This is a genomic window from Rickettsia koreansis (genome assembly GCF_046532895.1).
GTDB classification, from domain to species: Bacteria; Pseudomonadota; Alphaproteobacteria; order Rickettsiales; family Rickettsiaceae; genus Rickettsia; species Rickettsia rickettsii.
In genome coordinates this window covers 558143-579764 of the sequence record NZ_WHLZ01000001.1, presented here as the reverse complement: position 1 = coordinate 579764, position 21622 = coordinate 558143, and the positions used below count along the sequence as shown (strand labels likewise).

The window sequence follows — 21622 nt, the reverse complement described above, 5'->3', positions numbered from 1 at the left end:
ATATGCCCGAGTTAAAAATTAAAACAGAAAAAGTAGAGAAGCGGTTCACTAAAGAACCTTTAGTATTAAAAACTCCTAAAGAAAAAATAGATAATTTAGGCAAGTTTTATGCTACAGGTAAAAGAAAAAATGCTATAGCACGAGTATGGCTTAAAGTAGGAAAAGGAAAAATAGTTGTTAATAAAAAAACAATAGCCCAGTATTTTCCTTCTGAAACTTATGTGAAAACTATCTTACAGCCGTTTGTCTTAACAAAAACTATTGATCAGTATGATGTAATTTGTACTGTTAGAGGTGGAGGAATTTCAGGACAGAAAGGTGCTATTTTACATGGAATTTCTAAAGCTTTAGATAAAGCTGCTCCAGATTTTCATGCTATTTTGCGTAAAGGCGGTCTTTTAACACGTGATTCTAGGGTAGTAGAGCGTAAGAAATACGGACAACGTAAAGCACGTAAGAAAACACAATTCTCTAAACGTTAAGATAAAATTTGAGAAGTTGCTAGTCAATTGTTGCATGGATCAATTTTTTTATTGTCATCCCGCGACTTGATCGTGGAATCCAGCTTAAAATATTTAAATTAATTAGTATTTTAAGTTATTTTTTGGGGGGTACCGTGGTCAAGCCGCGGTACGACACTAAGTATATTTTCCAAGTCATGCAACCGCAATTATATAAACACTTTTCCTCTGGCGGGGTAGCTCAGCTGGTTAGAGCGACGGAATCATAATCCGTGTGTCGGGGGTTCAAATCCCTCCCTCGCTACCATTCATCCGTCTTTTTGATAGTTCTATAGTAAACTGATTTGAACTTTGTGCTTCGTTGTTCATCCTCTCGTCTATTATATATATAGGTAGGTTCTACCTTCGTGCCTGTCACAAAATGGGGGTGAGTTTACTACTGTTAACAGTCCCATGGTTTTTAATAAAATTTTGTATAAGATAAATATTAGACTTCTTGCATAACCTATTTTATAAAGAGGAATTTGAAGGAGGCACGGAACATAGAACCGGAGCGTAGCCAAATCTATGTAAGGATTCGAGTACCGGATCGACATACAAATTACCTTTAGAAAGATATTATGCAAGGAGTCTATTTTATATTAGGTTCTGTGAAGATCTCTAAAACGATTTGATTTGCACTAAAAAATATTTCAAAATAACAAATCAATTAGAAATCTTTACAAAGCCTAGCATTTTATGAAATTGTATATGCTAAATCCTTACTTAAAGGGTTCGTGTATCTGAAAGATATCGACCCTACAATTATTCAAAATATGCATTATTATTCAGATGAAAATTTTGTTGGTAAAAAGGTAGATGGTTATAAAGCACCGGAAGCAATTTTAACCATAGAAGCTGTTAAGGCTCTTAAAGCAGTACAAGCTGAGATACAAAACGATGGTTATTCACTGATTATATGCATATAGACCACAAAAAGCTGTACAACATTTTTTAAGATGGAGCAAAGATAATATTGATCAAAAAAATAAGGAAAGTTTTTACCCATATATAGATAAGTCTAAATGTTTTATATTATATAGCTGAAAGATCTAGTCATAGTAGGAGTACTGTAGATTGATCAATAATAAAGCTTCAGAAGGAAGTTAATAATAATCCTGAAGTCATTATTAAGAGAAAGCTGAAAGACGCGCGTGTTATAATCCTCTTTAGATGACAATACGGTAGACATGTATACTTCTTTTGACTTATTTGATGAAGCTTTATCTCATGACAGTAAATTAATTGATAAGCAATATATAGCAAAACGTAATTATTTACGTTCTAAGATGCAAAAACATAATTTTAAAGCATGTAAAATTGAGTGGTGGCATTATACAACTTGCAGATGAGCCTTATAAAGATCAATATTTTAACTTTGATATAGAAAAAAACTATGACAGTATTAAGTGAGAAAAGATGCATACCATGTGAGGGTGGAGTTCCGTCACTTGAGAAAAAAGAAATTGATAAGTGATTAGTTCAATTTTATAAAAGCTATGGAATTTGCAAATAAGATAACTGACATTGCAGAGCAGGAAGCACATCATCCCGATTTAACTATATCTTGGGGAGCATGTAGTGTGGAAATATGGACTAATAAAATCGATGGTCTTATGGAAAACGACTTTATATTGGCTGCAAAGATAGAAAGTAAAATCTAATTATTTTCAGGTTGAATTACTGAAGTGAAAAGAATAATAGCAAAAATCACACAAGTATCAACAGCTAAACGATGGTTTCTTATTAAATTAATTGAATTATAATAATAATCTTAATAATATTTAATAATAAGACATGTTATAATAAACATAAAGTAACGTTATGCCAAATTATCATATTAAATTTTTACCAAATATAGTTAATTTAATCGGTTATTTTTGTAGACTTATCTTATTACCAAATTTAATACCAGCTGATTCTAGTGAAAATAGTTATGACCAAAGCCTTGATAGAAATAAGGTATATTCTGTACATTTAAAACCTTTTTCTAATACTTCCATATTTTTTAGATGAGCATCCTGATCATACCTTTGTACATATTGCTGATAAAAAATATATTTTATGTGGATTGGTTAGAGAGCTAAAATTTGTGTTTGAAGATATAAATTCATGATTTTTAATGCCGGAAACTCAAATTGATACGGTTAATTGGGAAACTGAAACAACAAATCACTGTCTAAGTAATTTTATTATAAACTTATTTTATATAAGAGAAGTAAAAGATTTTATTGCTAATATAACTATATCTAATCTAGCAAATGCATTTACTGCACATATAATCGGTGATAATAATTATAACCTAATAAAGAATAATAGTACATATTATATGATTGAATCTAGTTGCGATAAAGATATTAGTTTATTGTCTAGAGGAACAAATGAGAGTGCTGTATTTACTTTAGGCAATGATATGGATATTTCATTATTTAGTGCTATAAATGAATGAATTGGAGGTGATAAAGAGGTAAATAGTGCTGCTCTACAAGTACTATATATATATAAAATTTTTACTGAATTAATGATTCAAATTCTTTTACGACGGCTTGGTAAAGTTTACGTTTAAACGGTATTATAATAGATAAGAGTTCATCAAGTGATGCCCAACGCCATTGGTCAAATTCCGGATTAGAGGTATTTATATTAATATCTTCGTTATTTCCGGTAAACCTAATTAAAAACCAGCGTTGTTTTTGTCCACGAAAATTACCGTTCCACAGTTTAGGTATTAAAAAGCTTGGTACATCATAACTATACCAGAATTTGCTTTCGGCAATAATATATCCTTTATCGCTGCCTATTTCTTCTAACATCTCACGCATTGCTGCAATACTTGGTGTTTCGCCGGGAACTATCCCACCTTGCGGCATTTGCCATGCAGATATTTTTGTATCTATTCTTTTACCGACGAATATATGGTTATCGGCATTTAATATCATCATGCCGACCCCTGGTCTATATGGTAAATCAAGATGTTTTTTGGAAGAATTGCTCATTATTTTTTTACTTTAAAAAATCAATTATAATTTTACTACTTTATTTTTACCCGTTGTTTTAGCTTCATACATAGCTTTGTCAGCACGTTCAATGAAAGATTCTATTGATTCTTCTTTTTTATATTTCGTAACTCCGATTGAAATAGTTATTTTTAAAGGTTCAATTTGATCTTCAATGTGAAAATTCATATATTCTATTTTAACCCTAACTCTCTCCGCAGTTTCAATTGCTTTAGAAATATCTATATCCGTTAAGAGTATAGTAAATTCTTCACCGCCGAATCTTGCTATTAAGTCTGTTACTCTGAGAGTATTCTTCAAAATACGGGATACAATTGTTAAAACCTTATCGCCTGCTTGATGACCGTAAGTATCGTTTATATGTTTAAAATTGTCGATATCGCACATAAGTAAATATAATTTAATACTTTCTTTATTAGTTTGCTCAATCATTTGTTTGAGATGTATATCGAAATAGCGACGATTAAATAAGCCGGTTAGACCGTCTTTAGCTGCTAAATTGACACTTTGTTCAAGATCATTACGTAAATTATCTTGATATTGCTTACGTCTTAATTGTGTTCTAATTCTAGCAAGCAATTCGCTTTCCTCTATAGGATAAACGAAATAATCATTAATACCGAGTTCAATACCTTTCACAACCAAAGGCATACCGTCTTCATCAATTTGTAAAATTATTACTACGCCGCTTATTTCTGCTTTACCTCTTAAAATAACACTGATCCTCAAAGGATCGTCATCTTCGAGCGTACTACTGATAATTACTAAATCGGGGGTATATTCATTTATAATATCTAATTCATCGGAATTACTTATTACCTTTACGTTTTGGGTAAGCTTAAGTAACATTTGTTTTATATTTTTAGCTTGTACCACATCATCATTAATTAGTAATATTTTTTTATCTGCACAAGTGTCATGCATTGCGATATTTGTTACGCCTAATAATGCATTAGTGTTATTACGAAGCTTTAACTCATCAATTAAGCTTTTCATTCTAGATAGCGATTTAAGTCTTACAAATAGGGCAGTATCGTTAATCGGTTTTGTTAAAAACTCATCAGCTCCTGCCTCAAGACCTTTAACTCGATCATCAATATCGGAAAGTGCAGTTACCATTACAACCGGTATATGAGTAGTTTCCGGATCGGTTTTTATTGTTTTACATACCTCAAATCCATCCATTGCCGGCATCATAACATCAAGTAGTATAATATCAATTTTTCCCTTTTTAAGAATTGCTAGTGCTTCTTTACCGCTATTTGCAGTAAGAACCGTATAATACTCTTTTAAAAGTTTGGCTGTTAGTAACTTAATATTGGGTTCTATATCATCTACTACTAATATTGTGGTCATAAGATTAAATTCTTGTTTTTAAAGGAAATAATTTGTATATTTATACTTTAATTTTAAGTCTTAATATGTATGATATATGAAAATTTCAGCAAATTCAATTAGAACAGGTAACATATTAGTTTATAATAATGATTTATGGGTTGTCAGCAAAACACCGGAACATACTCAACCCGGGAAAGGTGGAGCTTATGTACAAGTTGAGATGAAAAATTTAAAAACAGGGACAAAGCGTAACGAAAGATTCAGTTCTGCCGATTATTTAGAAAAAGCCGCACTTGAACAAAAAGAATATCAATTTTTATATTTTGAAGGTGATGATTTGGTATTAATGGATACCAAACATTTTGATCAAATAAATATTTCCAAGGAAATGTTAGAAGAAAAATTATCTTTCTTAACTGAAAATATGATTGTTAAAGTCGAATTTTATAATGATAAGCCTTTAAATATTGAGCTTCCTCCAACTGTTATACTTGAAATTAGTGAAACTGATCCGGTAATAAAAGGAGCAACCGCTACCGCTTCTTATAAACCAGCAATTTTAGAAAACGGTATTAAAGTTAAGGTCCCGCAATATTTAGAAATAGGAGAAAAAATTGTTGTTAAAACTGATGATATGACATATGTCGAGCGAGCGAAGTAAGCTGTTTTATTGAACTATGGATGTCATTCCAGCGAAGGCATTGCCTGTGTGGATACCACCCCGTTATTGTGAGCAGCCGTAGGCTGCGTGGCAATCTCATCAAATATCCTGAGATGGCTTAGTCAAAATTTACAGTTTTTTCTCGCAATGATGACTTTCAGCATCCACTCAGGCAATGCTTTTAGTGAGGAATGGTATCAATTTTTTAAAGCCATACGACATAATTGCTAAAACTAATATCTTAAAGTAAAAATATCAAATGCAACCTATAACTAATTTATTAATTAATGCCCTGCGTAAAGCTGTGAAGTTTTTGCATAGAGATTTTTTAGAACTCGAAATGCTACAAAAAAATTCTGTAAGAAATGAAGAATTTTGTAAGCGATCTTATATAAAATTAAAAACTTTATTATGTGAAGAATTACAAAAACATACACAATATTTATTTTTTCCGGAGGATAAATTCGATTTAAATAATAATTATGAGAGTGTTTTTTTAATTAATCCTATAGATAGCCCAAATAATTTTGCCAGAAGCATACCTTTTTTTGCGATATCCGTAACTTATTTAAAAAGGAATCAAGAAGTTTTAACTCCTACTTCTACAGTAATATATTTTCCTGCTCTTAATGAAATTTATTATGCTGAAAAAGGTAAGGGAGCTTGGATAGAAAAAAATAATTTAAACTCTAATTATCAAGGATTAAGACTTAGAGTTTCCGATAATGCCGATTTAAAAAACTGTTTAGCAATTATTGAAGATGTAAATCATAATGATTTGGAGGAGATAGAGGTAGATAATATTAGATCTTTTGGTTCTCTTTGCTATGGGGCTATGCTTGTAGCGTCAGGTAAAGCGGATTTAATATGTTTATCATTATTAAATTTTACATTATATTATGCATTTGAGCTTTTTATTAAGGAAGCAGGCGGGATAATTATAGATTCTAGCGATAAATTTCTATATTCAAATCGTTATATTGCTAAAAAACTTAAAAAATATTAGACAAGAAATTATTTTAGATTTGCATTTTTATTGTTATAATAATATTAATATAATTATTAATTCATAAAGTTATGGCACATTATAAAGAGTTTGAATTTGACTGCGATTTTAGTGGACAAAGAGCCAAGTTTAAGTTTTATATAGGTACGCCTCAAGAAGGGCATCATCCGCTACAATTTCAAGCAAAATGGTTATCTGACGAAAGAGGCGGTACTATTCCTGATGATGTTATGAAAGCAATATCACAGCTAAATGATCTTGCAAAAAAAAACGGTGTTCCACTCCCTGATTTATGCGTATATGCTCTTGGTTCTGCGCAAGAAGTCCAAGCTACCCCTCAAGATGAAGATGAAAACGAGAGTGAGAACCAAGAAGATAAAGCAGAGTAGGCATAGTTAAAAATAATAAGGAGATTCATAGAAATTAAAATGAAACAATATAATGATTTATTTAAAATTATTCACCGCGAAGGATATATATTTATTGCTAGCTTTGCATTAGTAAGTTTTTTATTAGCATCATTTAATGAAAAACTTGGCTGTATTGGATGTATTGCTACTGTTTGGTGTATTTATTTTTTCCGTAATCCTGATCGCGTTGTGCCTATAAGTAATGATCTGATAATAAGTCCTGCAGATGGAATAATTCAAGAAATTAAGGAAGCATTGCCGCCTCCGGAATTAGGGCTTGGTGATGTGGAAATGATTAGAGTTAGTGTTTTTCTAAATATTTTTAATGTCCATGTTAATAGAATCCCGGCAAACGGAAAAATTTTAGCACTTCATTATAATCCAGGAAAATTTTTTAATGTTTCACTCGATAAAGCTAGTGTTTATAATGAGCGTCAATCAGTATTAATGGAAACTGCTCAAGGTCAGAAAATTGTTTTTGTTCAAATAGCCGGACTTATAGCAAGGCGTATAGTTTGTGATTTAGAAGAGGGTAATGAAGTTAAAACGGGCGAGCGATACGGTATAATTCGTTTCGGTAGCAGAGTAGATGTTTATCTACCGTTGAAAACAGCTTTATTAGTGAGTAAAGGGCAGACTGCTATAGGCGGTGAAACTATCATTGCTGATTTTGGACGTAAAAAGACAACAGAATTTAAGTTTGAGAGGAAGTAGCCTCATAACTTTAAAACCGTCATTGCGAGCAGCCGTAGGCATGGTTTGTTTATGTCATTCCTGCGAAAGCAGGAATGAGACATTGACAGCCATGCAACCACACTGTTTTTTCCTTGCAATGACGTGATAAATACATTTTGAGTATAAAAATTGTTAAAAATTCGTAAATCTATAATAACTAAGCCTGTACCTCTAATAAAATTAATTCCCAACTTTATTACGTTGCTTGGTTTAGTAACCGGTATGAGTTCTATAAAATTTGCTTTGGATAGCAGATGGGAACTTGCGGTATATTGCATTATAGTAGCGGCAATTATTGACGGTATTGACGGTAGAATAGCAAGGATGCTAAATGCAGTTAGCCCATTTGGTGCAGAGCTTGATTCATTATGCGATTTTGCTAATTTCGGTATAGCTCCTGCCTATCTGATATATTTATGGTCTTTTCAACAATATGAGTATAAGGTATTTTCATCAGCGGTAATGTTATTATTTATAGTGTGTATGGCACTACGTTTAGCTCGCTTTAACGTTGGTATTTATCAACCGAAACAAGATAAAAAAACTGACTATTTTTTTACCGGTGTACCTGCCCCATGTGGTGCTTTACTTGCTTTAATGCCTGTAATGATAGATTTTGAAATCGGTACGTTATTAAATATCAATACCCGTACTCATACTATAACAATTAATATATATTTGGCTATTATAGCTTTTCTACTTGCTAGTAGGCTGCCTACAATCTCAACAAAAAATTTGAGTATTAAACCTGAATATTTATCGCTTGCAATGATTTTAGTTGCTATTGTTATTATAAATCTTATCATATATCCATGGTATTCACTGCCGTTAATTGCAGTTATATATATTCTTTCTATACCAATTTGTTATTTTTTGAAACATAGAGGGTATTGGTGAAGTTAATTATGCCGAGTGTATTACAACAAGCTATCGACAAATATAAACATCATCCATTTACTAAATATGTAATTATTATAGCCTTAATCATATTTATTTATTTGGGATATAGAATTTATGTTTGGGCAAATACACAATCCACGGATAATGCTTACATAGATGCAGATATTTCAAATGTTAGTGCTGAAGTTAGCGGTGTTTTAACAAAGTTATTTGTTACCGATAATACTAAAGTTAATAAAGGCGATCTGATAGGTGAAATTGACGATAGAGATTATAAGGCAAAGCTTGCAGCACTTGAAGCATCTATTGAAGCTTGCATAAAAAATATAGAAATTATAGAGCAAAAAATCTCAATAGGGCAGATTAGCCTAGAGCAAGCAGCTGAAAAATTAAAGCTTAATAAAATAAGCTTTGATATTGTTGCAACAGATTTTATGAGAGTGCAGGAATTAAATAAGACAAAATTTGCTAGCTCTAAAACGTTAGATGATTCTAAAAACACATATCAAAAAGCCAAAACGGATTATAAACAAGCACAATTAGATTTAGATATATCTAAGCAACATTTACAGCTTCTTGAGCTTGAAAAAGCAGCAGAACAGGAAAAACTTAAAGAGCTAACAGAAAATAAAAAAGTAACCTTAAGGAGCTTACAAAATACTAAACTTATTGCTATGGTACCCGGTATATTCGGTAATAGTAGTTTAGAAGTCGGAAATTACATAGTACCGGGTAGGGCGTTGTTTTCTATAGTTCAAGATAATACTATGTATATTCAGGCTAATTTTAAAGAAACACAAATTCAGAAATTTAAGTCCGGCATGAAAGTCAAAATTGAATTTGATGCTTTGCCTAAAAAGGTAATTTACGGGAAGATTCGTAATATTGCTCCTGCTACCGGCTCTAAATTTAGCTTAATCCCACCAGATCATGCTACCGGTCATTTTACTAAAAGCGTACAACGTGTACCTGTTTTAATAGATTTTGAATCCCCAAATGCTAATCTAGTTCCCGGCATGTCAGCAATCGTATCCATTAGAACGGATCAAAGTACGTAATTTTGGTTAAAAAATAGCAATAATTATTCTATTAAAAGTACATATTCTAGTATTATTTACTGATTACTTAAAAAGCTATATAATATGAGTAATACCAAAAGTAATAATTAATATGCAAAGATATTTAGATCCCACTAATGATAGTGTATTTAAAAAAATCTTTCGTGATTTAGAGAGGTTCAAGGAATTTATCAATGTAGTTCTTGCACTACCTGAGGGGCTTAGAATTAAAGCAATAGAATTTATACCTGTAGAGCAAGTACCTATGCTCGATAAAGGGAACAAAAAGCATATTTGATTTAAAGGTTAAAGATGAAGCCAGTAGCTGGTATATAATCGAGATGCAAAAAAGAAATGAAAGCGATTACTTAAAAAGAGTGCAATATTATTCTGCTCATTCTTACGTACAGCAACTTACACAAGGAATAAAGCATAAAGATTTATTACCGGTAATAGTTATTTCACTTATTAAGACTAAAATGTTTGATGATGAAGTACCTTGTATAAGTCTTCATAAAATGCTTGAAACTAAAACAAATAAGCAATATTTATTTGATTTTTCCTATGTATTTATAGAGCTTAAAAATTTTGATAAAGATAAGATTGAAACTACTATAGATGAGTGGCTACATTTATTTAAGTGTGCAGAAACATAAAACAGCCCACCTGCAAATATAAAGAGCGAGAAAGTATTAGATGCATACAATATAATAGCAATGCATAACCTCACCGCCGAAGAATATGATGCCTATATAAGAGCGAAATTAATGGAAGATGCCGAGGAAATAGCTTTAGACGAACAGTGTGAAAAAGGGAAAGCTGAAATAGAAATAGCAAAGAACTTGTTACTTAAAGATATAGATGTCAATATAATAGCAGATTCAACAGGGCTAACTATAGAAGAAATAGAAGAGCTAAAAGCAAAAATAGAAAATTCTGAAACTAGTTGATTAATTATTTGCTCTTTAACTCTGCTAATTCTTTCTTGAGTTTTATTACTAAAGTTTGTAATTTTTCAAATTCTTCGCGAGTGACGTAATTCCCTTTAAGTATTTTATCCTCAATTATGCCACAGCTTTTATCCGTTATACTATTTAAGGCTTTTTGTGCTACGCTGCTAGCTCCAACGGCTACTTTTAAAATATTATTTGTTTTCATAGTACCTCTATCGATAAAGCATGCAAGCCGCTATTAAATTCATCGGCAAGTAAGTTATTAATAGTGCGATGATTGGCAATTAGGCTTTTCCCCTGTAATGTTTCTGCAGAAATTCTTATTTTTATATGGCTGTGAATTCCGTTATAATGACTAGCATGTTTATAGCTTTCATCTATTATTTCTTGAAAATGTGGTTTTAACACACTTAATTTTTCTTGTATCCTTTCTATGCGGTTCATATTTTTATTTTATTTACAGTAAAAATGTCCTAATATTCTTAAGTATATAATTTTATGATACACATGGCAATGTCGGAATTAATAACGGATTATAAAGATTTACAAGATGCGATAGATAAATTGGAAAAAGGCGTATGTTTTGCTTGTAGATTAGTTAATTATGATGAAATAGAATTTATAGAGCAGGGTAAGCATTTTATAATTGAAGATTTAGATCAAATCATTAAAGATGTAAGCAAAGAACTTAATATTTTTTCAAAGTTTAAGAAAATAAAGAAAGATAGAATATTATTTATCCTAAATACTACTGATTCTGACTTAATTAAAAATTTTGCTAGAAAATTATATTTATTTTTGCAGCTTTATATTAATGAACAGAAGCCGGCAATTTATATGAATTGTTATATTGCTAGTATTAAATTTCCAAAAGTAAGTAATAATGCTAAAGAAATTGAAAAAACATTAAATATGTTACTTTCACAAAATAATAATTATTATTACCGTGAATATAGCAGTACAGAACATGATTTGGAAAATATAAGAAAATCTAATCTTCAGCTTAACTTACTACGACAAGCCTTAGCAAAAAAGACTATGCGATTTGCTTATCAGCCTATAATAGATCGCAATACTATGAAGATTCATTATTATGAATGTCTGCTTCGTATACCTGACGAGAACGGTGTTTATGTTTCCGTAGGTCCTATAATCCCTATTGCTGAAAATAAAGGATTAATTTTTATAATTGATCAAATTGTTTTAGAAATGACTGTTAATGAACTTGTCCGCAACCCAAACTTAATGTTAGCCGTTAATATTTCAAATATAGGAACATGCGATGAAGCTTTATGGGAAATAGCAGAAAACTTATTAAAAGCTCATAATGTTCGGGATCGTTTAATTATTGAAATTACGGAAACTTCTTTCAATGAGCATTACGATAAAATAACTTTATTTATTAATAAACTACGTAAGTACGGATGTAAATTTGCATTAGACGATTTTGGTGCAGGTTTTACTTCTTTTAAACAACTTCAAAGCTTACCAATTGATATTATCAAAATTGACAGTAAATATGTGCGTAGTATTACAAGTGATGTACAAAGTAGGTATTTCGTAGAAAGATTAATTAAAATTTCAGAAGATTTAGGTATTGCAACGGTAGCTGAATTCGTAGAAAACGGAGAAATAGCTAAATTTTTAATTGATCTAAAAGTCGGTGGGCTACAAGGCAACTTCTATTCCGAAGCAAAATTTGATAGGGTGGATGAGGTTTAATTGTCATACTGAACCGGTTTTGTTGCCTGGCTCTTGAAAAAGACTCCGATGTCATGCCGTGACTTGACCACGGTATCCATAAAAATAACTTTTAATATCAATGATTTTAATATTTTAAACTGGATACCGCGATCAAGTCGCGGTATGACACAGTTAGTGCTTGACAATGTTACTTAAAACCTATATGCAGAACTCAATTTTAAATGATTAAACTTAAATGCTGTTACTTGAATTAAAAAAAACTAATCAAACCTTAGAAACTATACATTTTATAGGTATTGGCGGCGTTGGTATGAGCGGTATTGCCGAGATATTACATAATCTAGGTTATAAAGTACAAGGTTCCGATTTAGTAGAAAATTATAATACTAAAAGGCTTGAGTCATACGGCATTAAAATATTTTTAGGACACGCCGAGCAGAACATTACCAATGTGTCGTATGTTGTTATTTCATCGGCAATTAATCCAAAGAATCCTGAAATAAAAGAAGCTTTGGAGCGTAAAATTCCAATTATTAGACGTGCGGACATGCTTGCTGAACTTATGAGATTAAAATGTTCAGTAGCAGTTTCGGGATCGCACGGTAAAACCACTACTACTTCTTTAGTTGCTTGTTTATTTGAGGCAGCCGGTTTATGTCCTACGGTTATTAACGGTGGGATCATCAATAATAAATCGACTAATGCATATCTTGGTTCAAGTAATTATTTAATTGCGGAGGCCGATGAATCGGATGCAACGTTTATTCATATTCCATCAACTATTGCGATAATAACTAACATTGATCCTGAACATTTAGATTATTATAGAGATTTTGAAACATTAATTGGTGCTTTTAGAAGCTTTATTAATAATTTGCCGTTTTACGGTTTTGCCGTTTGTTGTATCGATCATAAAATAGTTCGTAAGTTAGTAGACGATATTACTGAAAGGAAGATTGTTACTTACGGCATCGATTCGGAAGATGCTCATATTATAGCGTTTAATATTAACACTGATATTGCCTCCTCTACTTTTGACGTAAAAATTAGTCTACCAAATGTACTAGGTACAACGATTATTGAAAAAATTACTATTCCAACGCCCGGAAGACATAATATTTTAAATAGTCTTGCTGCAATTGCCGTTGGGATAGAATTAGATTTCGGTATTAAAGCTATTAAAAACGGTTTTAATAATTTTAAAGGAGTGAAGAGGAGATTTACTAAAGTAGCTGAATATAATAAGGCTTCAATTATCGATGATTACGCTCATCACCCTGAGGAAATCAAAGCAACGCTTGCGACGGCTAAAAATATAGCAAATAAACAAAACGGTAAAGTTATTGCTATTTTTCAGCCTCACAGATATTCAAGAATGCAGTATTTATTTGATGATTTTATGCTTTGCTTTGCTGATGCCGATATACTCTATATTACCGATATATATGCTGCAGGTGAAAACCCTATAGAAGGAATTACAGGACAAAGTTTAGTTGATAAGATTACTAAGCATAAACATCACGATAAAGCAAATTTTCTAGCAGAGCTAGATGATGCGGTTGGAGTTATTATAGATAATGCAGCTTCCGGTGATATGATAATTATGATGGGAGCAGGTAATATTTCAAGTTTTGCTAATGAATTAGATGGGAGATTGTCATCCCGTGGCTTTAGCTGTCATACCGTGGTTTGACTGGTATTGTGTTGCATAGCTCTTATGTCATTCCCGCGAAAGCGGGAATCCAGAAAAAAATGATAAAAACAAAGAAAATTATATACTAAATTTTTATATAATTTATTTAAAAAACTGGATTCCCGCTTTCGCGGGAATGACATCTGTTCGTATAACATAGGGTCAAGCGAACTAGGGGACAAAAGAGTGAAGATAACAGTAAAGCGAATAGCAGGACTAAATATGTTAATTTTACCGATAGTAAAAGGCGAGTATAAAAAAGATTATAATTTAAAACACTTAACATGGTTTAAAGTAGGCGGTAATGCTGAAATTTTCTTTAAACCTTTAGATAGCGAAGATTTAAAAAGTTTCTTAATACAAAATAAGCAAAAATTACCTATAAAGACTTTTGGAGCAGGCTCAAATATTATTATAAGAGACGGTGGCATAGAAGGGGTCGTTATAAAACTTGGTCAGAATTTTAGCAATATTGAGTTTATAGATAATCATTTAATAGTAGGTAGCAGCTGCCTTAATTATAATTTAGCAAAATTTTGTCAAGCAAATGCTATTTCCGGTTTTGAGTTTTTAGTAGGTATTCCAGGGACTATCGGCGGCGGTGTTGCTATGAATGCTGGTGCTTACGGCTCTGAATTTAAAGATATTGTAGTGCAGATTGAAGCGATTGACTTTGCAGGAAACTTTTTAACATTCACAAATGAAGAAATCGGTTTTAAATATCGTAGTAATAATTTACCAAAGAATTTAATTATTCTCAAAGCTGTTTTTAAAATAAATAAAGGCGATAGTGAAAATATATTATTACGGATGAATGAAATAAATAACGCAAGATCATCTACACAGCCTATTAAAGAGCGTACGGGCGGTAGTACTTTTGCAAATCCTGAAGGGCGTAAATCTTGGGAACTTATTGACAAAGCGGGGCTTAGAGGCTATAGAATAGGCGGTGCTTCGATGTCAGAACTTCATTGTAATTTTATGATAAATAACGGTGATGCTACCGCTAAGGATTTAGAAGATTTAGGTGATTTCGTCCGGCAGAAAGTATTTGAAGATAGCGGGGTTAAGTTAGAGTGGGAGATTAAGAGAATCGGACGTCATCCCTAATTAAAAATGGCGTTGTTGCAGCTAGTTTTATGTCATTCCCGCGAAGGCGGGGATGACATCGAGTAGGTTTTTCGAGCTATGCAACAAGGCCGCTTTTAGTTAGGAATTACAATGGGTTTAATAAGAAAGGAAAAAACATGCACAAATATCAAACACATTGGGTAGAACACTCTATAGTCAAAATATTAAGTAGTACCGGTAAAAAGCATATAGCATTAATGGCGGGCGGTATGTCTGCTGAGCGTGAAGTATCGTTAGTGTCAAGCGAAGGAGTTAGTAAAGCTTTAATTGAATTAGGATATAGAGTTACCTTTATTGATATGGGAGCGGATATTGCAGTTAGATTACAAGAAATAAAACCTGATATCGTTTTTAATTGTCTGCACGGTACATATGGTGAAGACGGTTGTTTACCAGGATTACTTAATATAATGCGGATTCCTTATACTCATAGCGGCGTGTTATCTTCAGCTTTAGCATTCAATAAAATACATTCTAGGAGCTGGTTTTTAACGAATAATATTAATATGGCAGAAAGCATTGTTGTAAATAAAGGCGATAATATAAAAAATGATCCTATGAAACGACCGTACGTTATTAAGCCTCTTACGCAAGGTTCAAGTATTGGTGTTGAGGTGATATTTACAGAAGATGATTTTAACTTTGCCGATTATGATTTTCCTTACGGTGATCAGGTAATAATAGAACAATATATAAAAGGGCGAGAATTACAAGTAGCGGTATTAAACGGCAAAGCTCTTGGAGCTTTAGAGATTAAATTACTAAAGAATCGTTTCTATGATTATGAAACTAAATATACCGAAGGATTTGCTGATCATCTTTGTCCTGTTCCGCTACCTGCTAATTTATATGAGAAATTACTTATAGAATCAGAAAAAATTTATAAAACAATGAATTGTAAAGGTCCTGCTAGAGCAGAGTTGATTTTAGAAGAGCAAACAAACAAGTTATATGCTTTGGAGATAAATACTCACCCAGGTATGACGCCTTTATCAATAGTGCCGGAAATTGCAGCTTATGCAGGGATAAATTTTACTAACTTAATTGAAGAAATTATAAAGACGGCAAGCTTTGAATCATGAGAAAAAAAACAAGCTCCAATAAAAAAAAACAAACAAAAAAAACTAATAATATCTCATTACGCCGAAAATTAGGACTAATTTACAAAAAAGCAATATTAGGGCTTAAGATTGCTTTAATTATCTTTGTATGTCTATTTGTTTTTACAAAATATTTTGCCAGCATAAAAACCTACTTAACAACAAATATATACCAAACAACAACAAAACTTGGGTTTAAACTTGAGAATGTTATAATTGAAGGACAGCAAAATGTCGATGAGCCTACAATATTAAAGGTTTTAAATGCGAATAAGGGCAGTCCTATTTTTGCTCTTAAATTAGACGAAATTAGAAATAATTTAAAGAAAAATAAATGGATCAAGGAAGTATATGTCAGTAGAAGATTACCAAATACGGTATATATAAAATTATTTGAAAGAGAACCTATTGCTATTTGGCAAATTAATAATCAGCTTTTCTTAGTCGATGAAGAAGGTTACGAAATTAGTAAAAATATTCAACCTTTTCCTCATTTATTACATGTTGTAGGGGAAGGGGCGAATATCTATGCAGGTACATTAGTATTAGAGCTGCAGAAATATCCGGCATTAATGAATAAAACTTCAGCTGCTGTAAGACTCGGAGATAGAAGGTGGGATTTAAATCTTAAAGGTAATATAAGTATTAAGTTACCTGAAAAAGAGTTTGAAGAAGCATTAAAATATGTCGATGCACTAAATAAAGCTAATAAGCTATTTAACCAAAATTATAAGGTTTTGGATTTAAGGGATAAGCATAAGTATTATATAGAAAAGTACTGAGAATCGTCATTGCGAAGAGAAACGTAGTTGCGACGTGGCACTCTTATCAAGCATCCTGAGATTGCTTCGTCGCATTACTTTGTAATTCTTCGTGCAATGACGTTTTTGGAATAACAAGCATAAAAAAATGAAAGAGAAAATATCAAATTTTGTTACACTTGATTTCGGTAGTAGTAAGATTGCCGTAATTGCTGCCTATATTAGTAAAAAAGGTGAAATTAAAGTAGCTAGCCAAAATTTGCATCATTCTAAAGGTATTAAATCAGGAGTTATATCAGATTTAAAAAATGCTGAAACTAGCATTGTTTCAGCAATTTACGCACTTGAAAAAGATTGCGGTAAAAATATAAAAAAAGTTATATTATCGTTATCAGGTGCCGACACTAAATCTTATTATATTAATTATACCATTAAAGTTAACGGGCAAACCGTAACGCAGCAGGATATTAAAAAGTTACTACAAAAAGCATTACTTGAATTTAAAGTTAAAAACCAAGAAATTATTCATTATTTTCCTCTTGAATTTACCCTTGATAATAATTCAGTCGAGAATCCTATAGGTATGTACGGTAGAGAACTTAGTTGTGAATTACATATTATTGCTGCTAGTTCAAATATGTTATCAAATATTGTACAATGCTTCGCTAAATGTCATGTTGAAGTCACAAATATTACTCTAGCAATTTATGCTTCTGCTATTAGCTGTCTTACGAATGATGAAAAAAATCTAGGTTCGATTATCATCGACATGGGGGATAAAACTACCTCTTTCGGCATTTTTTTTGCCGGTAAATTAATATATACGGGGCATGTAAATATAGGTAGTTTTCATATTAGCTCGGATATTGCTAAAGTCTTTGGTATTGATCTTGTTACGGCAGAGAAATTAAAAATTTTATACGGTAATGCAATGATACCTTTATTTGAGAAAGATATTATTATAAATATGGAGGATTTTCAGGTTGATACTCATCATACTTTAAATACTTCCGTAACAATTTATAAATTGGCGGAAGTAATAAGAGCAAGAGCCGAAGAAATATTATCAATAGTAAAAGCTGAATATGATAAAGCAACAAAAGGGCAGGTTGAAGTTTTTAGAGTTGTAATTACCGGCGGCGGGTCTCAGCTTAGAGGACTTAAAGAGCTTTCAAATAAAATTTTTGAAAAACAGAGTAGAATCGGTAAACCGGAGATTATTGCCGGTTTTATAGAAGACTATAATCCGGCCATGTATTCAGCAACTATAGGAATGCTAAAAATTCATGCTCTAAAACAGCAAAAAGAATTTGCTCATACTAGACTTGATGCAAATAGTAGCTTCTTTAAAAAAGCTTTTGATTGGTTTAAAGAGAATATTTAGAGAGGCTGCCCGCGTTGGACTGGAAAATGCATTTAGTGTCATTCCCGCTTCCGTGGGAATGACATAAAATGATCCACTCAACAATACCTACTTGCAATGAGTACTTGTATTTATGCGGGCAATGTCATTTAGAAATATTTTGCTAAGAATTATTATTAGGTTTTTCTCTAGAACAAATTAGTACATTCCCTTTAACTTCGATAATAAAAAGTCGGTCGCCTGTTTTTGCATCGATTTCATTTGGAACAAGGTAAGCATTCATAATAGCACCGGACCATCTTACTTGTCCTATAGTATCAGAAGAAACTGTAGAACTATAAACCTCTACCGTTTTGCCTATCATATCCAAGTAATTTTTTGTTTTATCAGTTTTATTATAAACATATTTTTTAAGAGGATAATATAATATGCAAAACCAAATAAGCGATAATATACCAAAAAATGTTATTTGATTTGTTAAGCTAACTAGAGGGTAGTTATATACCACAAGAGTGTTTGATAACGCTCCAAGCCCAAAGAATAAGAATCCAATACTTGGAACTGCAAATAATTCAACAACTATGCAAATTATGCCTATTATTAACCATATTTCGGTGAGATAATTATTTATCATGAACATAAGTTTTTAAAAATAATATTACGTCAGCTATGTCTTGTGGTTTTGAGATACCGGCAAAGGACATTTTAGTTCCTGGTGCATAGATATTTGGTTTATGTAAGAAAGCAAATAAACTATCATCATCCCATACGTCGCCAAGTTTTGATAGAGCAGGGGAATATTTATAGTCTGCTATGCTTGCTTTTGGTCTGCCTGCTACACCCCAAAGATGCGGTCCTAGTTTATTTGGACCGTCTTTATCAAGAGAATGACACATTAAACATTTCTTGGCTATTTCACGACCGTTATCGGCGTTAGCAGTCTTCATTAATTCTGGTATATTTACCGGTGCTTGCTCTAGTGCAGTAGTATTTTGATTTTCTGATGATTCTTGAACCGCAACACTGTAGCCGCGATGTTGTAACTCTAGAGTGGGCTTGTATAATATATTTGCAACAAATCCAACCATCATAGCAATTAAACTAGCCAATAAGATGGCTGCAACAATTTTATTTAATTCTTTTCCAGACATTTATTTTGTTTTTTTTATTAGAATTTATACTATAATTTAAGTTGTAAGAGAAGTTAATTAAATTTATAAAAATATTTGTTCTTTGGAGAGAAAAATAAATGTCAAAAAAATCAAGGGTTAGAAAAATGTTTAATAAGTTAAAATCTTATTGGACTAGTTTTAGACAAAGTAAAATCGGTAAAATATTATTTAGCAATAGTTTAAGTTATGCAGTTTCCATAGCTTCTATAGCAATTACAGTTTCTGGGCTTTTTACTCCTATATCACCGATAATTATAGCTGTAGCTGTTGTTTCAGGAGTTAGCTTAGGAATTCAAGCTGTAAATGAAACTTTGAAAGTGCATGATTTGCGTAAACTTCATAAAGAGAATAATTTATTAGTACATAACAGAAATGCTAAAAGTCAGCAAGATTATATATTATCATTAGAACCGAGCTTAAAAGATATTTTGAAAAATGAATTATATACGCCGCAAACGGCAGGTAAGTATGCTACTCAAGATAAGTATGAGTTAAATGTAAATAAATTGAAAAGTACAGGACGAATATTTGGAAATAATTTAGGTGGAGCCGCAAATTTGGTCGCTTCTATTATTAAAGGTGCTAGCGGTAATGTGCTTGATATATTAAAAGCTACGGGTTACGGTGTAGTGACAACCGCATCATTAATTATCGACGGTCTTACTGAAAAGGAAAAAATAGAAATAAAAGCAATATTTAAATTAAATATAAATGAAGAATATAAAAAACAAGATACTCCTATATATGAAAATTTAGAACAATTAGAGCATTATACTAAAAATCAAGTATTGCAAACATTAGCTTTAAAAAAATTAATAACGGATAAGAATTATTGGAGTATGAATAAAGACCAAAAAATACAAAAATTTCGAGAAATAATAGGCAGTTTTAATTCTGAGATAAAAAGAAACGGTTTAGAAGAATTTTTTAGAGAAAATAAAATAACAATGGATAATAGCAAAGAGAGCTATGTTAAAGATATTCAAAATGTAATGAATCCATTTTATGAAAATCCTAGTAAAGCCGAAGGATATAATCCTTTAACTAAAGCTATGGATAAAGATAAAGTTAATAATGCTGAAATAAAAAGGACCAAAAGTGAAAATTTAAAAAGGATGCAAAAAAGAAATCGAAATTTAACAATATGAAATGATTATTATAACTCACTGCTAGTTACAAATTTGTAAGAGGTAGTATCGCTAAATATTCTATACAATAGTTCATTATTAAGAGCATGGCTGGTTTTGTAGCCTTTAATTGCACTTACAATGCTAGTGCCGTTGGTATATAAATCACCGAATAAATCTAATAGTTTATGGCGAACAAATTCATCTTCATAACGTAAGCCGTTTGGGTTTAAGATTTTATCCTGCTCATCTATTCCTATAGCATTCTCAAATGAGGCACCTTGGGCAAGCCCTTTGCTTTTCAAATAATCAACATCTCTTATAAAGCCAAAAGTTCTAGCATCCGCAATATTTTTAGTAAAAGATTCTTGATCCCTAAAACTTAGATTTTGTCTGCCTATAGCTTTACTACTAAAATCAATGGTTAAATCTACAGTCATGTGATCGGAAGGAGTACAATATAATTCACAATCTTTATGAACTACTTTTATATCTTTTAAAATTTTTAGATATTTTTTAGGAGCATTTTGTAATTTTTTTCCTGCACACTCAATCATAAACACAAAAGGTTTACTACTGCCGTCCATAATTGGTACTTCAGGACCGTCAATTTTAATAATTGCATTATCAATGCTGCATCCCCAAAGTGCTGCCATTAAATGTTCAATTGTTGAAATTTGAACTTTATGATCATTGCTGATAGTGGTAGATAACAAGGTATCGGAAACATTGAAATAGTTAGCTTCAATATAATTATTTTCAGAAGATATATCGGTTCTAATGAATATAATTCCGGTATTTTCTTTAGCTGGTTCTATAGTTAACTGGGTACGTTTTCCTGAGTGGACCCCGATTCCGTAACAACTAACCGGTTTTAATAATGTACTTTGCTGCATTTTAGGCATTGTAAAAATATATTTAAATATTAATATTTAATGCCAAATTATACAAGTTATATTATGTTACAGAATATTACACATATACTCGATGAAC

Annotated in this window: 26 protein-coding genes, 1 tRNA gene and 3 pseudogenes; 23 read left to right on the top strand and 7 right to left on the bottom strand. The window is 31.6% G+C overall.

Annotation, left to right across the window (positions count from 1 at the left end; genetic code table 11):
- Positions 1-2: 2 nt before the first annotated feature.
- The 7 genes and pseudogenes from rpsI to GCO76_RS03315 all read left to right on the top strand — a co-directional run bounded on the left by rpsI (position 3) and on the right by GCO76_RS03315 (position 2949).
- The gene (rpsI, locus tag GCO76_RS03345; protein WP_410956158.1) at positions 3-482 is read left to right on the top strand and encodes a 30S ribosomal protein S9; all 480 of its coding nucleotides are present in this window, start codon (positions 3-5) and stop codon (positions 480-482) included.
- Positions 483-691: 209 nt separating this feature from the next.
- Positions 692-768: transfer RNA gene (locus GCO76_RS03340), tRNA-Met, on the top strand.
- Positions 769-1204: 436 nt separating this feature from the next.
- Positions 1205-1354, top strand: a pseudogene (locus GCO76_RS03335) (D-alanyl-D-alanine dipeptidase); the annotation flags it as partial.
- A gap of 336 nt (positions 1355-1690) precedes the next feature.
- A complete protein-coding gene (locus GCO76_RS03330; protein WP_103897210.1) occupies positions 1691-1852 on the top strand; it encodes a M15 family metallopeptidase domain-containing protein in 162 nt (53 codons plus the stop codon).
- 44 nt (positions 1853-1896) lie between these two features.
- Positions 1897-2164, top strand: a pseudogene (locus tag GCO76_RS03325) (4a-hydroxytetrahydrobiopterin dehydratase).
- 160 nt (positions 2165-2324) lie between these two features.
- Positions 2325-2616: pseudogene (locus GCO76_RS03320) on the top strand (hypothetical protein).
- A gap of 6 nt (positions 2617-2622) precedes the next feature.
- A complete protein-coding gene (locus GCO76_RS03315) occupies positions 2623-2949 on the top strand; it encodes a hypothetical protein (protein ID WP_410956157.1) in 327 nt (108 codons plus the stop codon).
- A gap of 61 nt (positions 2950-3010) precedes the next feature.
- On the opposite strand, the gene GCO76_RS03310 is transcribed toward GCO76_RS03315, so the two are convergent.
- Both GCO76_RS03310 and GCO76_RS03305 read right to left on the bottom strand, forming a co-directional pair.
- Entirely contained in the window at positions 3011-3496 is a 486-nt protein-coding gene (locus GCO76_RS03310) for an RNA pyrophosphohydrolase (RefSeq protein WP_004996360.1), read from the bottom strand.
- 24 nt (positions 3497-3520) lie between these two features.
- Positions 3521-4873: a PleD family two-component system response regulator gene (locus GCO76_RS03305; protein ID WP_410956156.1), complete on the bottom strand. Its 1353-nt coding sequence runs from the start codon at positions 4871-4873 to the stop codon at positions 3521-3523.
- A 76-nt stretch (positions 4874-4949) separates the two neighbouring features.
- On the opposite strand from GCO76_RS03305, the gene efp reads away from it, so the two are divergent.
- From efp to GCO76_RS03260, 9 genes are all read left to right on the top strand, one after another.
- Positions 4950-5516: an elongation factor P gene (gene efp / locus GCO76_RS03300; RefSeq protein ID WP_103897214.1), complete on the top strand. Its 567-nt coding sequence runs from the start codon at positions 4950-4952 to the stop codon at positions 5514-5516.
- Between the two features lie 259 nt (positions 5517-5775).
- Positions 5776-6522, top strand: coding sequence for an inositol monophosphatase family protein (locus tag GCO76_RS03295; protein ID WP_410956155.1), 747 nt, complete (start codon positions 5776-5778; stop codon positions 6520-6522).
- Positions 6523-6593: 71 nt separating this feature from the next.
- A complete protein-coding gene (locus tag GCO76_RS03290) occupies positions 6594-6911 on the top strand; it encodes a DUF2610 domain-containing protein (RefSeq protein WP_410956154.1) in 318 nt (105 codons plus the stop codon).
- A gap of 39 nt (positions 6912-6950) precedes the next feature.
- Entirely contained in the window at positions 6951-7646 is a 696-nt protein-coding gene (locus tag GCO76_RS03285) for a phosphatidylserine decarboxylase (RefSeq protein WP_410956153.1), read from the top strand.
- A 150-nt stretch (positions 7647-7796) separates the two neighbouring features.
- The gene (locus GCO76_RS03280; RefSeq protein WP_014120611.1) at positions 7797-8564 is read left to right on the top strand and encodes a CDP-alcohol phosphatidyltransferase family protein; all 768 of its coding nucleotides are present in this window, start codon (positions 7797-7799) and stop codon (positions 8562-8564) included.
- An 8-nt stretch (positions 8565-8572) separates the two neighbouring features.
- Positions 8573-9625, top strand: a complete 1053-nt coding sequence (locus GCO76_RS03275; protein ID WP_410956152.1) for an HlyD family secretion protein — start codon at positions 8573-8575, stop codon at positions 9623-9625.
- Between the two features lie 112 nt (positions 9626-9737).
- Complete coding sequence (locus GCO76_RS03270) at positions 9738-9923, top strand: hypothetical protein (protein ID WP_410956151.1); 186 nt, start codon at positions 9738-9740, stop codon at positions 9921-9923.
- Positions 9898-10281 carry a PD-(D/E)XK nuclease family transposase gene (locus tag GCO76_RS03265; RefSeq protein WP_410956469.1) on the top strand — a complete coding sequence of 128 codons (384 nt, stop codon included), beginning with the start codon at positions 9898-9900 and terminating at the stop codon, positions 10279-10281. Before GCO76_RS03270 ends, GCO76_RS03265 begins: the two co-directional genes overlap by 26 nt.
- Before the next feature lie 60 nt (positions 10282-10341).
- Positions 10342-10575, top strand: coding sequence for a hypothetical protein (locus GCO76_RS03260; RefSeq protein WP_410956150.1), 234 nt, complete (start codon positions 10342-10344; stop codon positions 10573-10575).
- Between the two features lie 4 nt (positions 10576-10579).
- On the opposite strand, the gene GCO76_RS03255 is transcribed toward GCO76_RS03260, so the two are convergent.
- Both GCO76_RS03255 and GCO76_RS03250 read right to left on the bottom strand, forming a co-directional pair.
- Positions 10580-10783, bottom strand: coding sequence for a hypothetical protein (locus GCO76_RS03255; RefSeq protein WP_004996338.1), 204 nt, complete (start codon positions 10781-10783; stop codon positions 10580-10582).
- Complete coding sequence (locus tag GCO76_RS03250; protein ID WP_012736546.1) at positions 10780-11022, bottom strand: BolA family protein; 243 nt, start codon at positions 11020-11022, stop codon at positions 10780-10782. Before GCO76_RS03250 ends, GCO76_RS03255 begins: the two co-directional genes overlap by 4 nt.
- 54 nt (positions 11023-11076) lie before the next feature.
- On the opposite strand from GCO76_RS03250, the gene GCO76_RS03245 reads away from it, so the two are divergent.
- From GCO76_RS03245 to ftsA, 6 genes are all read left to right on the top strand, one after another.
- A complete protein-coding gene (locus tag GCO76_RS03245; RefSeq protein ID WP_410956149.1) occupies positions 11077-12300 on the top strand; it encodes an EAL domain-containing protein in 1224 nt (407 codons plus the stop codon).
- 217 nt (positions 12301-12517) lie between these two features.
- Positions 12518-13975, top strand: coding sequence for a UDP-N-acetylmuramate--L-alanine ligase (gene murC, locus GCO76_RS03240; RefSeq protein WP_014014035.1), 1458 nt, complete (start codon positions 12518-12520; stop codon positions 13973-13975).
- Positions 13976-14197: 222 nt separating this feature from the next.
- Positions 14198-15085, top strand: a complete 888-nt coding sequence (gene murB / locus GCO76_RS03235; protein WP_410956468.1) for a UDP-N-acetylmuramate dehydrogenase — start codon at positions 14198-14200, stop codon at positions 15083-15085.
- Between the two features lie 137 nt (positions 15086-15222).
- Complete coding sequence (locus GCO76_RS03230; protein ID WP_410956148.1) at positions 15223-16188, top strand: D-alanine--D-alanine ligase; 966 nt, start codon at positions 15223-15225, stop codon at positions 16186-16188.
- Positions 16185-16988, top strand: coding sequence for a cell division protein FtsQ/DivIB (locus GCO76_RS03225; protein ID WP_410956147.1), 804 nt, complete (start codon positions 16185-16187; stop codon positions 16986-16988). The genes GCO76_RS03230 and GCO76_RS03225 overlap by 4 nt, the downstream gene beginning before the upstream one ends.
- Positions 16989-17115: 127 nt before the next feature.
- Positions 17116-18351: a cell division protein FtsA gene (gene ftsA / locus GCO76_RS03220; protein WP_410956146.1), complete on the top strand. Its 1236-nt coding sequence runs from the start codon at positions 17116-17118 to the stop codon at positions 18349-18351.
- Positions 18352-18493: 142 nt separating this feature from the next.
- Here the strand turns inward: ftsA and GCO76_RS03215 are convergent, their stop codons facing one another.
- Positions 18494-18970, bottom strand: a complete 477-nt coding sequence (locus GCO76_RS03215; RefSeq protein ID WP_410956145.1) for an NfeD family protein — start codon at positions 18968-18970, stop codon at positions 18494-18496.
- The gene (locus GCO76_RS03210) at positions 18954-19481 is read right to left on the bottom strand and encodes a c-type cytochrome (RefSeq protein ID WP_410956144.1); all 528 of its coding nucleotides are present in this window, start codon (positions 19479-19481) and stop codon (positions 18954-18956) included. The genes GCO76_RS03215 and GCO76_RS03210 overlap by 17 nt, the downstream gene beginning before the upstream one ends.
- Before the next feature lie 98 nt (positions 19482-19579).
- Here GCO76_RS03210 and GCO76_RS03205 point away from each other — a divergent pair, with 98 nt between their 5' ends.
- Positions 19580-20650 (top strand): hypothetical protein, encoded by a 1071-nt coding sequence (locus GCO76_RS03205; RefSeq protein WP_410956143.1) that lies wholly within the window; start codon positions 19580-19582, stop codon positions 20648-20650.
- Between the two features lie 8 nt (positions 20651-20658).
- Here the strand turns inward: GCO76_RS03205 and lpxC are convergent, their stop codons facing one another.
- Positions 20659-21525 (bottom strand): UDP-3-O-acyl-N-acetylglucosamine deacetylase, encoded by an 867-nt coding sequence (lpxC, locus tag GCO76_RS03200; RefSeq protein ID WP_410956467.1) that lies wholly within the window; start codon positions 21523-21525, stop codon positions 20659-20661.
- Between the last annotated feature and the right edge of the window lie 97 nt (positions 21526-21622).